Raw genomic sequence first — 14,339 nt, forward strand, 5'->3', positions numbered from 1 at the left:
CCTGCTCCCCACTCCCCACTCCCCACTTCTTATGATGGGATTGATCAAACAACTGCAACGGCGAACCCCTCTAGGATGGCTGCAACTGAATCATGAAAAAAGCCGTCTTTTAGTGGCATTGTCAGGTATTGCCTTTGCGGATCTTCTGATGTTCATGCAGTTAGGCTTTCAAACTGCGCTGTATGATAGTAACACCAGACTGCATCGCAGTTTGCAAGCAGACATTGTTTTAACCAGTCCCCAAGCCCGTAACCTGCCAAGCTTGTCTACATTTTCTCGTCGGCGACTTTACCAAGCAATGGATATACCAGGGGTAAAGTCGGCAGAACCAATGTATTTCAACAATACAATCTGGAAAAATCCCCAAACACACCGTGAGACAGGGGTGTTAGTTATCGGTTTTAACCCAGACAAGCCAGCCTTTGACTTACCAGATGTTAACCAGCAATTGCAAGCGATCAAAATGCCGGATACCGTCTTGTTTGATCGTGGTGCAAGAGGAGATTATCAAAAAGCGATCGCTCAAATTGACCAAGGTAAAACCCTGACTGCCGAAATAGAACGGCGCACAATTAACATTAGTGGCTTATTCCAAGTCGGGGCTTCCTTTGGCTCTGATGGCAACCTAATTACCAGCGATCAAAACTTTTTGCGGCTATTTTCTGGGCGACAGTCCAGCAGTGTCAGTCTAGGTTTGATTGTTCTAAAACCAGGCTATGACCCGAAAAAAGTGGCAGCAACATTGAAAGCCTACCTGAGAGATGATGTCAGAGTATTAACCCATGCCGAATTTATTGAATTTGAGAACAACTTCTGGAGAACAAATTCCCCAATTGGGTTTATTTTCAGCCTGGGTGTATCGATGGGGTTTGTGGTAGGCGTGATTATCGTCTATCAAGTCCTTTCCACTGATGTTAATGCCCATGTTCGGGAATACGCCACCTTCAAAGCAATGGGATATCGTAATTACTACCTGCTAGGTGTGGTGCTTGAAGAATCGTTGATATTGGCAGCACTGGGCTTCTTCCCCGGATTGGGAGTGTCTTTAGCACTTTATCAACTGACTCGCAGTGTTACAAATTTGCCTATGTACATGACTGCGATTCGGGCATTGCAGGTATTGGTACTGACTATCATTATGTGTACAATTTCCGGTGCGATCGCCACCCGCAAACTCCAAGCCACCGACCCCGCTGAGATGTTTTAAAAATGGGGACTGGGAAATATTTCTAATCCCTAATCCCTAATCCCTAATCCCTAAATATGCTTCCCGTCATCTCCATCCAGAATCTCAACCACCATTTTGGTCACGGCTCACTTCGTAAGCAAGTTTTATGTAATATCAACTTGGAGATTAATGCTGGTGAAATTATTATCATGACTGGGCCCTCTGGTTCTGGAAAGACAACCTTGCTGACCTTAGTGGGTGGGTTGCGTTCTACTCAATCTGGTAGTTTGCGGGTGTTGGGACAAGAACTTTATGGTGCGAGTGCTGAACAATTAGTGCAGGCGCGACGGCGTAATGGTTATATTTTCCAAGCACATAACTTGCACAGTAGTTTGACGGCAATCCAAAACGTCCAAATGGCTTTGGAATTGCACAAACATCTTGGGTTGAAAAAGATGCGAGCGAGGTCAGCCCAGATGTTAGACCAAGTAGGATTAGGAAATCATTTGCATTACTATCCTGATAACCTGTCTGGGGGACAAAAACAAAGAGTAGCGATCGCTCGTGCCTTAGTCAGTCATCCTCAAATAATCCTAGCGGATGAACCCACTGCTGCCCTTGACAGTCAATCAGGACGAAATATAGTCAATCTCATGCAAAAACTGGCAAAAGAACAAAGCTGTACCATCTTGATGGTTACTCATGACAACCGCATCCTAGACATTGCCGATCGCATCATTCACATGGAAGATGGCAAACTCAAGTCAAAAGTAATACTATCAGCCTAAAGTTGATCAACGCATTCCATCATTTAGAGTTAATTTATAAATTAAATCTTAAGTTTGGCATGGCAAGGCTAAATTTGTGATTTATTTTTATGGGTTTTTGGTGCTAAAACGCTACTATAAGTAAATTTTAATATACTTGCATTATTTGATACGGTATTATTTATCGTAGCCGATTTACTTACCTGGTTTAAGTGATTTCCCTATACCGATTTCAACCTAACAGTGTGATATTAGTGTCCAGTTGAACAAGTGTCCAGTTGATTCCAAGATTTTCTTCAAGTATTATTATGTAATGACTGTAACCACAACGAGTTTCCTTTGTTGCTTAACAAGTGATACATATAGCAAGCGATGAGAGCGTTTTTGTCATCAATTTAGTTAAATTTTATGCTCATTGCCAATGTCATACACCTTGGTTATTAGAGTTAAAACCAATTCACTAAAATTATAGATAAAATCATTCGGCCTTGTAATTTTTATGTACCTGGAGGATTTCCTAACACTTATGGTTTTCAACGATATCGGCTTCAAACAGGAAACACTGGCGATCATAAGCTAGTCTATTTTCCAACACAAGCAAGAGATTTTTTGTAGTTCTATGATTATTGAGAATAGCGCTAGTAGTTCAAACAAAAAATTGCTCGGTTTTAATGTCAAAACTTTGACAGCCAATCACCGTGCAATAAATGTGTTAAAGGGAATATTTGCTGTTCTCCCAATCGCCTTGGCATTGCCTGTAGATGCTTTACAAGTAAAGGTGACTCCAACTAATCCTAAATTAGGGGATACACTCTCGGTGGAAATTAATCTAGATAATCCACAGAATGGTACAAATCCAACAGTAGCTAGTGGTAAGAATACATACCCAGCATTTGAAATTGCACCCAATCAGTATCGGGCTTTTGTTCCCACAACTCCACTAGAAAAAGCTGGAACTAGAACACTTCGAGTTGCAGGGGATAGTCAAGTGCAAAACTTGGCAGTAAATGTACTTAATCGTAAGTTCCCCGTACAACGCATTACTTTGCCACCTGGCAAAGCCGGAGTGGATGCCACAGAGTATGAACTTAAGCGCGTAGCAGCTTTTAAGGCGTTACAAACACCAGAAAAGTATTGGAATGGAGTATTCCTAAAGCCCAATGCAGGGCGAATGAGTACAAACTATGGTGTACGTCGCTACTATAATGGTACATTTGCAAAGGACTACTATCATCGTGGTCTTGACTACGCTGGTGCTGCCGGGTCACCGGTGATTGCCCCAGCCGCTGGGCGAGTTGCTTTGGTAGGTAGGGTATCCCAAGGGTTTCGGGTTCATGGTAACGTAGTTGGCATTGACCACGGTCAAGGAGTAACCAGTATTTTCATGCACCTGAGTCGTATTAACGTTAAAGAAGGTGATTTTGTGAAAGCTGGTCAACTAATTGGCGCAGTAGGTTCAACGGGTGCTGCCACGGGGCCACACTTGCACTGGGGTCTGTATGTTAACGGACAATCTATTGATCCAACACCTTGGCGAACTAAGGTCGTTAACTAGTAGAGGCGGAGTTGATCCCGTCTGTGCATAATTTTTGTGTTTTTTGCTGAGAATTAGGCAAAATAAATAGGATTGATACCGTCCCTACCTTGCTTGGCTAACATAAATGATGATAAGCGTTATGAGTATCGAAAAAATTGTAGAACAAGCTCTCCAGGATGGTTATTTGACACCAGCAATGGAAGCAGAAGTCGGTAGAATCTGTGACAACGCCTCCGAACTCTCAATTGAAGAGTATATGGCGCTGGATCGGCTGATGGGTGCACTATTGACTGGTGAGGTAGTGGCGGTACCTCGCAAACAATTCATTAACGTTATGGAAGAATTGGTACTGACGGAAGCGATCGCACGAGTTGCAGAAATTGAAGCCACCAGCGAAAGTTCTCTGGATGTCGGGGATATTGCTGCTTACGCTCTCAATCGGCTACCACCTTTGTATGCTACTACAGAAGAAGGTGCTAACTTCCAGCGCCAAACGGCTCAGGCACAACTGCAAGACTTAATTTCTCAGCAAGTGAGTGAGGCGATTAACCGTTACCTCGACCGACCCAATTTCTTCCCAGAACGGCAAGCCTTGGGCAAAAACACTGGCAATGAGGTTGTACGCCAAGTTAGTGCTTTACTTCAGACATACGCACCTAACTTTGAGCAAAAATTATAATTTTAAGAGTCATTAATCATTAGTCATTATTCACTTGTACTGAGCGTACCCCTGCGGGGAAGCAAGCTACGCGTAGCGTCTCGTAGAGAAGCCGTTGGCGCAGCCTCTCCAAGAGTTGTATTGGTCATTTGCAAAGAACAACCTGACAAAGGACTAATGACTCTTAATCAATTAATCACGCACTAACACTGTTGTCCCTAAACTCACTTGCTCATACAACAATCGGACATCAGGATTACGCATTCTTAAGCAACCGTGGGATACAGCCGTTCCTACCAGGTCAATATCCGGCGTGCCATGAAAGCCAATTTCATTGCGTCCATCTGACCAAAAACCAATCCATCTGTCTCCCAAGGGACTATCCGTACCAGCTTCAAATACTTTGCCCGTAATTGGGTGACGCCAAACTGGATAATGTCGCATGTGAATCACCTGGAAAGAACCTGTGGGTGTTTCCCAACCTTTCTTACCGACAGCGATTGGGTAGCTGGCTATCACTTCATCTCCTGCGTATACATAGGTGCGGCGATCGCTTAAATCAACCACTACTTGCGTCTTGGCATCTGCCAGCCTATTAGATGGTATTTGTTGAGCTTGGGCTGAAGCCTGAGACCATAGTCCTTTTGGCCAATTATCTGCAACTGGATTTTGTCTTTCTACTTGTGCCACCAGCTGCGTCTTTGTTGGCAAGGCGGTTGCTTTAGCTATATTTTTCTTAATGGTTTGGGGCTGAGTTTCAGGCTTAATAGTAGAACGCTTGAGTGTAGAAGCCTTCCGAGTAGAGGCTTTCGCTACATTCTTCTTAATTATTTTCGACTTAGTTTGAGACTTAACAGCAGAACGCTTGAGTGTAGAAGCCCTCCGAGTAGTTGCTTTCGCTACATTTTTCTTAATTATTTTCGACTTAATAGCAGAGGATTTTGGTGTAAACTCCCTCTGGGCAATTGAGCCTTGGGAAACTTCATCAGGTGGCACAGATGCACCCAGCGCAATTTCTCCTAAACTCACTTGGGAAAGATTCTTGTAGACTGCCTCTGGGCGGCTTCCCTTAGGGTTGGTTAGGGTAAAATCTCGCCGCATCGAAGTAGATGCAGTCTTCTCAAACTGCCGTTCTGCCGTAGTAATGCGCCAATGGACACCTAAAGATAAAAATGCTGTGCCAAAACAGAGCAATATTACCATCCGCCCTACAGATTCGTTTCTTACCATTGCCATCGCCTATTGTTTATCCCTGACATATCCAGCCGAGCAATTGGATGTGTTCATCATCCGATTATCAAAAATTTATCAATACTTATCATTTCCGCTATAAATCTGCCAACACCTCTGGGCAAACTAAGACTATGCGAATTGTCCCAGGGGCAAAACTCCAAGTGAGCAACCTGATTCCTCAAAAGTTCTGGGGGTTGTAAGCATTTACTCGGACTTTCTAATGGAACTCTTGAAATGTAGCAATCAACCATTAATGGTGTAGGTGGGAGTAAAACCATGTTTGAAAAACTATTGTTAGCAGTCACAATTACATTTTCCCTCAATTTGTTTTTTCAAGTTCGCGTACCAGAGCAACATAACTCTAGTGCTGCCTACAGTCCACAATCAGAACAATCAGCAACTATTCTGGTAACAAAATCAAAAAAATAAATCACCATCCTAGCAACCAAAGCAACCCAACTTCCAGAAATTATTACCTGAATTTTAAAGGTATCAAGAAGTTAGAATTACAAAATTTTTATCTTCATCCTTATAACCAGATTTAATTATTTTTATCAAGCGTATATACCCAGTTGCTAAAACTACCCAAATATGCATATTGCTGCGCCTTTGTTAGTTGATGGGTGCAAGGGCAACTATGCCAGCAGTATAAAGAAAAAGTGGCTCTCCTTATTGCTATAAATGTATCCAAAATTGTATGCTTCAGTGTTCCAGTCATAAATCCGTCACCTTAGCATGGAACTTCTGTCCCATTAGCAGGTCTAATAGATAGGGATGATTTAGAGCCAGTACGATCTATGAGTCAGTCGATTACTGTATCCTGGTCAACGGTTGATGCAAAGTATCCAGAAGCATCAGTGCAAGTTGACAAACTCCCTAACCACGATTTAATTTTGCGTTGTCAAGCGGGACTGCGACCAGATCGTGCTGCGTTTGCAGAACTATTACGCCGCTATCAAAGTCAAGTTGATAGAGTTCTATACCACCTGGCTCCAGATTGGGCTGACAGAGCCGATTTGGCTCAAGAAGTTTGGATTCGAGTGTATCGGAATATTAACCGATTACAAGAGCCTGCTAAATTTCGGGGCTGGTTAAGCCGCATTGCCACCAACTTGTTTTACGACGAGTTGCGGAAACGCAAGCGGGTTATGAGTCCTTTGTCACTGGATGCTCCTCGTTCGTTAGAGGACGGCGAGATGGATTGGGAAATCGCTGGCGATACTCCTGGTCCTGAGGAAGAACTGACAACTAGAGAATTTTACGAGCAACTGCGAGAAGCGATCGCGGATTTACCAGAGGTGTTTCGTACTACCATTGTCCTCAGAGAAATCGAAGGCATGGCATACGAAGAAATTGCCGAAATCACTGGAGTTTCTTTAGGAACTGTGAAATCAAGAATAGCCAGAGCTAGATCGAGATTGCAAGCTCACTTGCAGAATTATCTAGATTCCTAATTTACAGTATCTTGCCTCTGCCCAATGGCAGAATTTAAGCATAGATTAAGAATTACCAGAAAGACGTAGATTGCTTCTGCCCTAAGGAGGAAAATTGGCTAATTTTCCCGAATTTCCCGCCCAGTTTACCCGTGTATGAATTGGTAATAATGTTAAGATGACTACTGATTCTCAGTTTTACGACCGTTCTCCTTTGCAACTTCCTCAAGATTTGTCAGATGGAATGGCCAAGCATACCAATGAATCAACGGGTCTTATGGATATGGTGAAGCGCGATCGCTTCGAGTTATTGAGTGCTTATCTCGATGGTGAAGTCACAGCCACTGAACGCAGGCAAGTAGAAGAATGGCTGGCAAATGATGCCTCAGTTCAATGCTTGTATGCCCGACTGTTAAAACTGCGCCAAGGCTTGCGGACTCTCCCAGTGCCAACAGCCCAAGAGTCACCAGAAGTAACAGTTCAGCAAGTATTGACACGTTTGCGCCGCCGTTCCCGTTTAAACTGGATGGCGGGAGGTGCAGCCGTTGCTGCTTGTGTAATCGGTGCAGTATCTGGCTTAGTACCTATTGGTTCGAGTCCGCCGCAGGTGGCACAACAACCACGAAAAGAACCGATACAAACATCCTCAGCATCTATAATTCCACCTTCCCCGCTGATGGTGGGATTAAATAATCCGGTAATTGAAATTCCGAAAGCAGCAGTAGCTTCTCCAGAAAATCCAATCTATCCGGTACAACCGCAACGGCACGACTCTAAACAGGACATAAACTAATCTCAAAGTTAACAGTTCATAGCTCATAACTGTACTTTGCGGTTAAACCACAGCCGCTCCACCAGCCGTCAGGTTGGAGGAAGCCTCCTAATTGCTCAACTCGGTCTAGAGTCATTAAATAAACCCAAGCCCAACCCAGAGAGAGCGACTGTGGCTCATAAACCTCGATAATTTGACGATTATAGAGGTTTTCTGGTGGTTGTCTAGTGGGTTGGTAATTTTCCAGCACATCTAGCTCATTTAAAATCCTTGGGTTGGAAAAAGAGAGTAAATATCCGTAAACTTGGCCATCCCCTAGCGTCATCGCTGGGTAGCCCATTGGAAGAGCAAACACTTTACCTTGTACAAAAGCTTTTTTGACATCAACTACTTTGCCAGCACAGTACTTTTTATAGTTAGCTTCACCTGGTTTAAGCGTGCCGTAGACAAAAACCTGGACTAAATCAGAAAATTTTATATTTGATTCAACCATTTAAATCTTCATCAAATAACTTTTGCTATATCTGAAAGGGTCACAGTTTGGGCATAATTCAGGTTGCTGCTCAATTGCACTTAATATATAAATCTATGAGTAGTTGACCTACAATATAGGTTGACATATTGGGTTAACCCAATATGTATGGAGGCAAATAGAATTACAGACCCAGTAGGAGAATTTTTTGGTGGATTACTCCCGATATAACCCAGCATTGATTGAGGAAAAATGGCAAAAAACATGGGTAGACCTTGGCTTCGATAAGACACCTACAACTAGCAACAAGCCAAAATTCTACGCTCTTTCCATGTTCCCTTATCCATCGGGCAGCCTACACATGGGTCACGTCCGTAATTATACTATTACGGATGTAATTGCCCGCCTCAAGCGAATGCAAGGGTATCGGGTAATACACCCAATGGGTTGGGATGCCTTTGGCTTGCCAGCAGAAAACGCCGCCATTGACCGTGGTGTACCGCCAGCAAATTGGACTTATCAGAATATTGCCCAGATGAGGCAGCAATTGCAGCGTCTTGGTTTATCCATCGATTGGGAATGTGAACTTGCTACCTGTTCACCAGATTATTACAAGTGGACACAATGGATTTTCTTGCAGTTTTTGCAAGCTGGGTTAGCTTACCAAAAAGAAGCTGCGGTAAACTGGGATCCCATTGACCAAACAGTATTAGCAAATGAGCAAGTCGATAACGAAGGACGTTCTTGGCGCAGTGGGGCAATAGTTGAGCGCAAATTATTGCGGCAATGGTTTTTTAAAATTACCGACTACGCTGAAGAATTACTCAATGACTTGGATAAGTTGACAGGTTGGCCGGAACGCGTCAAGTTGATGCAGGCAAACTGGATTGGCAAATCCACAGGCGCTTACTTGGAATTTTCCATCATTGGGATAGATGAAAAAATCGGCGTGTACACCACACGGCCAGACACTGTTTATGGTGTCAGCTACCTGGTGTTAGCACCAGAACATCCCTTAACAAAGCGCGTCACCACAAAAGAACAACAAGCAGCGGTAGAAAGCTTTATTAAAGAGGTTTCCAATCAAAGTGAGTTGGAACGTACTGCTGAAGACAAACCTAAGCGGGGTATTCCCACAGGTGGGGTGGCAATTAACCCATTTACAGGGGAAGAAGTGCCGATTTGGATTGCTGACTATGTACTGTATGAGTATGGTACTGGGGCAGTGATGGGTGTACCAGCACACGATGTCCGGGATTTTAAGTTTGCCAAAAATTACGATTTGCCAGTTGATTTTGTCATTGTTTCGCCAGAAGATGTTGCAGGTTTTGACTTAACTCCAACATCAGAGATTGATGAAGTTACACAACTCATCCAAATTGAATACAACCAGGCATACACGGAACCAGGAATTTTAATTAATTCTGGGCTTTTTACTGGCATGGCTTCCACAGATGCTAAACAAGCAATAATTGAATACGCCCAACAACAAGGTTTTGGTAAAGTGCGGGTGCAATATCGCTTGCGGGATTGGTTGATTTCTCGGCAGCGTTACTGGGGCGCACCAATACCCGTAATTCACTGTCCGAATTGTGGGATAGTGCCAGTGCCTGATAAAGATTTGCCAGTACAGTTACCGGAAGAGGTGGAATTTACTGGGCGTGGCGGTTCACCTTTGACTCAGTTGGAAAGCTGGGTAAATGTGCCTTGTCCGACTTGTGGCACTCCAGCAAAGCGGGAAACCGACACGATGGATACTTTTATTGATTCCTCGTGGTATTTCTTGCGCTTCCCTGACGCTAAGAATGAACAACAGGTTTTTGATTCCAGTAAAATTAATGACTGGATGCCAGTGGATCAGTACGTAGGTGGGATTGAACACGCGATTTTACATTTATTGTATTCGCGGTTCTTTACTAAGGTTCTGCGGGACAGAGGTTTGTTAAATTTTGACGAACCCTTCCAACGCCTGTTAACTCAAGGGATGGTACAGGGTTTAACTTACTTAAATCCCAAGAAGGGTGGTAAAGATAAATGGATTCCTTCTAATCTGGTAAATTCAGCCGACCCCCGCGACCCCCAAACAGGTGAACCATTGCAACGTCTCTACGCCACCATGTCTAAATCAAAAGGCAATGGTGTAGCGCCAGAAGATGTGATTTCCAAATACGGTATAGATACAGCGCGGATGTTCATCTTGTTCAAAGCGCCGCCAGAAAAAGACTTGGAATGGGATGAAGCCGATGTGGAAGGACAATTCCGCTTCTTAAATCGGGTTTGGCGTTTGGTGACAGATTATGTTGCTGCTGGGGTATCCCGTAAAAAAGCTCAACTCTCAGATTTAACTAAGGCAGAAAAGGAATTGCGGCGGGCGATTCACACGGCTATTCAAGCGGTGACGGAAGACGTGGAAGACGAATATCAATTCAACACAGCTATTTCAGAATTGATGAAGTTGAGTAATGCCTTAACTGATGCCAGCGGTAAAAATTCACCAATTTATGCAGAAGGTATTCGGACTTTGGTGGTATTGCTAGCACCCTTTGCACCACACATTGCTGATGAATTATGGCATTTATTGGGTGAAAGTGATTCAGTTCACATTCAAACTTGGCCATCATTTGACCCTGCTGCTTTGGTAGCTGATGAAATCACTTTAGTGATTCAAATTATGGGTAAAACTCGCGGCGCGATTCAAGTACCAGCACAAGCAGATAAAGCAGCGTTGGAGAAATATGCCCGTGAATCAGAAATTGCCCAGCGTTACATCGAAAGCAAAGAGATTAAAAAGGTAATTGTGGTGCCTGGAAAATTGGTGAATTTTGTAGTCAGCTAAGAGAACATGGTCAGGCTGATGCATTGAAAACCTGAAACAACGATTCCCTCTAGCCTACGCCAGTTGATTAAGATCGCGTTATTTAAAGGTTGAAGTTTCGTTTTTCTCGATTGAGAGTCTAGCTTGTCAACTCAGTGCTGCTGGGTTATTTTGTCATGCATTAGTCGCTGTTAGCGCTTAATAAGCAAATAAACTCGCATTCAGATGAAAATACTTCGTAAACGCTTCTGCTTGAGCCTTACTAAAGCTGCGATCGCCGTTGAGAATTTCCAAAACAACTTCCCTAAAACCGATTACATCAACTAATGCTTCTGGAGTAATATCCCGTGCTTCTACAAGATGCATTAACATCGAATGCGGTGTACCTTGGGGGATTTCTCAATTAACGTTACCAGCAATTCCAAAAGCATTTCCTCTTCTGATGTTTGATGGAGACGATATTTTAAATCTTGAGCCAAAGCGATCGCCTGATCATTTTCTTCTTCAGGTATATGTGTATTTAAGAACAACTGTATTATCGTCCAGAGAGTAGGGCTGTTTTATTTATACACGAAAAAGCGCTTGAGAGTTTTGCTCACTCAAGCGCTTTTCCGTAAAAGCTTATACCAACTCACGCGTTTGATGCAACATTTGAAACCTGCAACACTCCCTTAGGAGGGAGCATTGCGGGGATAACTTGTGACAAACATGTGGTGAAATGGTATCACTCCTTGCACTAACTAAGAATATCTCTTTTGTAAGAATACCGGGGATCTAGTGAGTGACAGTTTATGAACTGAACACTAGTTAAAAATGACTCACCGTGAGTAGTAATTAACAGTACTAGGCACGATTGTAGCAAGCTTGTAAGTATAGTATAAAAACTTATAGTTTATTAGCGTAGGCGTAGACCACCGTAGGCATCGCCTATCACTGAGTGCAGTTTCACAATATGCAGCAATTAGTAGCATAAATATCTCAAATTCTGCAACAAATGCACTGTAAACAATCAGTAGAGAATCGCCATTGAGTAAGCCAGAGAAACCTTAAATATTGGTATCGAAGCGATTTAAAATCAAATAAATCATCACCTTTTCAATGGATGGAGGTATTCTTTAGAGAATGGCAACTTAAGAACAAATCCTCGACCCAAGTACATTTAAAAGTTTGGGTTAAGTATCTTCTATCTCCTAGCAAACGGTAACATCCAAGCCTTCCGCATAGTGTAGGCGGTTACTTCCTAAAATAGCCACTTTCCTACGAGTACACGCTTTAACCTTGCGTCTAGGTGTGTGGTAAGATTGCCTGGAACAGAGGTTTTATTTGAGTTAGAGTCTCGTATAAATTGCCAAGGTCAAGCTGACCGTTCATTAACTCCCACGATACTTTTCCTATGGATTTGGAAAATACACAACAAGTCTGGTGACGATCTGAGTGTAATTTTTAGATAAATATCTAGAATTTGCTACCAAAATAAACCAACTTCCCACAATTTTGACTTTTATTTGACTTTAGGATAGACACATGAACGATAAGCTGATGCTAATGATTCCAGGCCCAACCCCGGTGCCAGAAGCTGCCTTACTGGCATTAGCCAAGCATCCGATTGGACACCGTACCAGTGAATTTAGCAACATATTGGCAGAGGTGACGGAAAACCTCAAGTGGCTGCACCAAACTCAAAGTGATGTGCTAACGCTTAATGTTAGTGGTACGGGTGCTGTAGAAGCCGGAATAATTAATTTCCTCTCTCCGGGCGATCGCATTTTAGTTGGTTCTAATGGTAAATTTGGCGAACGCTGGGTAGAAATAGGTCAAGCCTACGGTTTGAATGTAGAAGAAGTTAAGGTGGAGTGGGGAAAACCCTTAGACCCAGGAGTATTTGCCGAAAAGCTCCAAGCTGATACCCAAAAGCAAATTAAAGCCGTAATCATTACCCACAGCGAAACCTCGACGGGTGTGTTGAATGACTTAGAAACCATCAACCGCCACGTAAAAGAACACGGTGAAGCTTTAATTATCGTTGATGCCGTCACTAGCTTGGGTGCGTTCAATCTACCCGTGGATGCTTGGGGTTTGGATATAGTCGCCTCCGGTTCCCAAAAAGGATATATGATTCCGCCGGGATTGGGTTTTGTCTCTGTCAGCCCCAAAGCTTGGGAAGCTTACAAAACCGCGAAGCTACCGAAATATTATTTGGACTTAGGCAAATATCGCAAAGCCACAGCCAAAAATACAACTCCATTTACTCCGCCTGTGAACTTGATTGTAGCGCTGCACACCACGTTGCGAATCATGAAAGAGGAAGGGTTGGAATCAATATTTGCTCGACACGAACGGCTTAAGAATGCTACCCGCGCCGCCATTCAAGGGTTAAATTTACCTTTGTTTGCAGCAGATAGTTCCGCTAGTCCAGCGATTACGGCTGTAGCACCACAGGGAATTGAACCTGATAAGATTCGGTCATTGATGAAAAAACGCTTTGATATTGCCCTAGCAGGCGGTCAAGACCATTTGAGCAACAAAATTTTTCGTATTGGTCACTTGGGTTTTGTGAGCGATCGCGATATCCTCAGCTGTATAGCATCTTTAGAAGTTACCCTAAGAGAACTTGGCTACGAAGACTTCACTCCTGGTTCTGGTGTAGCAGCAGCAGTTAAAGTGTTTAGTCAGTCCTGAGTACTGAGCACTAAATCAAAAGAGCGAGTTAAATTATCAACTCGCTCTTTTGATTTGTATATAAATAAGTAGAAACCGCCAGAGTCAATAGACCTATATATCAACCTTTGCACAAGGTAAAGTTGATGTAACATAGCTCAATTCTCCTAAATCATACCAAGTTGTCCTAGATAGTATTATTTGTCCGGAAACAGTCGTACAGGGTCTTTGATACCAAACAAAACTAACTTTGGCAACTTAGTATGATACCAAATTGGCATAAATAGTCTTGTTTGAGATTCCGGTCACAGCCTTTTGATAGAGACTTTTAATCCAAAATCCAAGTTGCGCTGAAAGTGCACCAAAGGTGCGACCTAAAGTCCAAAATTGGTATGACCTATGCCGTCTCCAGCCAATCATAAATTTGTTCTAATTGCTCTAAAGTAATTAAGCCATACTGCCAAAGAATCATTGCCAAAGGACCTGGGTCTTGCTCCCGATGCCGAAGTGCCACCGCCAGTGAGGCTGTGGAAATCGCCAAATCTTCTTGCAAAAAATGAATCAGTCGAGAATATTTTGATGGTGACATTTGTATCTCACCTCCTTGTGCAGAATGTATTGTCATATATTCAGTTCACCATTGCTCGGTAGCCAGTAGCCAGTATTTCATCTGTCACTGTGCCGTTATTGGCTATACACCCCAGCACAGTTTTTTTAATTTGCCTTCAAGAGAGGCTTCTCATAGAAGGTTTGAGAAATAGGAATTTTCGTACAAATCACCTGCTCGATTTTCAAGCAGTATTTTTACCTAGTTAAATTGGCTCCA

The 14,339-nt window shown here is 43.1% G+C and carries 15 protein-coding genes; 10 read left to right on the forward strand and 5 right to left on the reverse strand.

Going from position 1 to position 14,339, the window contains the following annotated elements; all coding sequences use genetic code 11:
• The first annotated feature begins 34 nt into the window (after positions 1-34).
• From devC to RM347_RS14455, 4 genes are all read left to right on the forward strand, one after another.
• On the forward strand, positions 35-1,207 hold the full coding sequence (devC, locus tag RM347_RS14440; protein WP_322717310.1) for an ABC transporter permease DevC: 1,173 nt from the start codon (positions 35-37) through the stop codon (positions 1,205-1,207).
• A gap of 56 nt (positions 1,208-1,263) precedes the next feature.
• The gene (locus RM347_RS14445; RefSeq protein ID WP_322717262.1) at positions 1,264-1,956 is read left to right on the forward strand and encodes a DevA family ABC transporter ATP-binding protein; all 693 of its coding nucleotides are present in this window, start codon (positions 1,264-1,266) and stop codon (positions 1,954-1,956) included.
• A 598-nt stretch (positions 1,957-2,554) separates the two neighbouring features.
• Entirely contained in the window at positions 2,555-3,490 is a 936-nt protein-coding gene (locus RM347_RS14450) for a M23 family metallopeptidase (protein WP_322717263.1), read from the forward strand.
• 121 nt (positions 3,491-3,611) lie between these two features.
• Positions 3,612-4,151 carry a late competence development ComFB family protein gene (locus RM347_RS14455; RefSeq protein WP_179068053.1) on the forward strand — a complete coding sequence of 180 codons (540 nt, stop codon included), beginning with the start codon at positions 3,612-3,614 and terminating at the stop codon, positions 4,149-4,151.
• 171 nt (positions 4,152-4,322) lie between these two features.
• Here the strand turns inward: RM347_RS14455 and RM347_RS14460 are convergent, their stop codons facing one another.
• Positions 4,323-4,961, reverse strand: coding sequence for a L,D-transpeptidase (locus RM347_RS14460; RefSeq protein WP_416211883.1), 639 nt, complete (start codon positions 4,959-4,961; stop codon positions 4,323-4,325).
• 446 nt (positions 4,962-5,407) lie between these two features.
• Between RM347_RS14460 and RM347_RS14465 the strand changes: the two genes are divergently transcribed.
• The 4 genes from RM347_RS14465 (at position 5,408) to RM347_RS14480 (ending at position 7,589) form a co-directional block, all read left to right on the forward strand.
• Entirely contained in the window at positions 5,408-5,563 is a 156-nt protein-coding gene (locus RM347_RS14465; RefSeq protein WP_334772835.1) for a hypothetical protein, read from the forward strand.
• A 76-nt stretch (positions 5,564-5,639) separates the two neighbouring features.
• The gene (locus tag RM347_RS14470; RefSeq protein ID WP_322717264.1) at positions 5,640-5,792 is read left to right on the forward strand and encodes a hypothetical protein; all 153 of its coding nucleotides are present in this window, start codon (positions 5,640-5,642) and stop codon (positions 5,790-5,792) included.
• Between the two features lie 368 nt (positions 5,793-6,160).
• Positions 6,161-6,817 carry a sigma-70 family RNA polymerase sigma factor gene (locus RM347_RS14475; RefSeq protein ID WP_099101330.1) on the forward strand — a complete coding sequence of 219 codons (657 nt, stop codon included), beginning with the start codon at positions 6,161-6,163 and terminating at the stop codon, positions 6,815-6,817.
• Positions 6,818-6,974: 157 nt separating this feature from the next.
• Entirely contained in the window at positions 6,975-7,589 is a 615-nt protein-coding gene (locus tag RM347_RS14480; protein ID WP_322717265.1) for an anti-sigma factor family protein, read from the forward strand.
• A gap of 16 nt (positions 7,590-7,605) precedes the next feature.
• Here the strand turns inward: RM347_RS14480 and RM347_RS14485 are convergent, their stop codons facing one another.
• Complete coding sequence (locus RM347_RS14485; protein WP_322717266.1) at positions 7,606-8,061, reverse strand: gamma-glutamylcyclotransferase family protein; 456 nt, start codon at positions 8,059-8,061, stop codon at positions 7,606-7,608.
• Positions 8,062-8,251: 190 nt separating this feature from the next.
• Here RM347_RS14485 and leuS point away from each other — a divergent pair, with 190 nt between their 5' ends.
• Positions 8,252-10,876, forward strand: a complete 2,625-nt coding sequence (gene leuS, locus RM347_RS14490; protein ID WP_322717267.1) for a leucine--tRNA ligase — start codon at positions 8,252-8,254, stop codon at positions 10,874-10,876.
• 177 nt (positions 10,877-11,053) lie between these two features.
• Here the strand turns inward: leuS and RM347_RS14495 are convergent, their stop codons facing one another.
• Entirely contained in the window at positions 11,054-11,227 is a 174-nt protein-coding gene (locus RM347_RS14495) for a hypothetical protein (RefSeq protein WP_322717268.1), read from the reverse strand.
• Complete coding sequence (locus tag RM347_RS14500) at positions 11,221-11,385, reverse strand: hypothetical protein (RefSeq protein WP_322717269.1); 165 nt, start codon at positions 11,383-11,385, stop codon at positions 11,221-11,223. The genes RM347_RS14495 and RM347_RS14500 overlap by 7 nt, the downstream gene beginning before the upstream one ends.
• A 994-nt stretch (positions 11,386-12,379) precedes the next feature.
• Between RM347_RS14500 and RM347_RS14505 the strand changes: the two genes are divergently transcribed.
• Complete coding sequence (locus tag RM347_RS14505; protein WP_322717270.1) at positions 12,380-13,534, forward strand: pyridoxal-phosphate-dependent aminotransferase family protein; 1,155 nt, start codon at positions 12,380-12,382, stop codon at positions 13,532-13,534.
• 376 nt (positions 13,535-13,910) lie between these two features.
• On the opposite strand, the gene RM347_RS14510 is transcribed toward RM347_RS14505, so the two are convergent.
• Positions 13,911-14,138 carry a DUF2949 domain-containing protein gene (locus tag RM347_RS14510; RefSeq protein WP_012410503.1) on the reverse strand — a complete coding sequence of 76 codons (228 nt, stop codon included), beginning with the start codon at positions 14,136-14,138 and terminating at the stop codon, positions 13,911-13,913.
• Positions 14,139-14,339: the final 201 nt, after the last annotated feature.

This window comes from Nostoc sp. ChiQUE02 (assembly GCF_034531305.2).
Lineage (GTDB): Bacteria > Cyanobacteriota > Cyanobacteriia > Cyanobacteriales > Nostocaceae > Nostoc.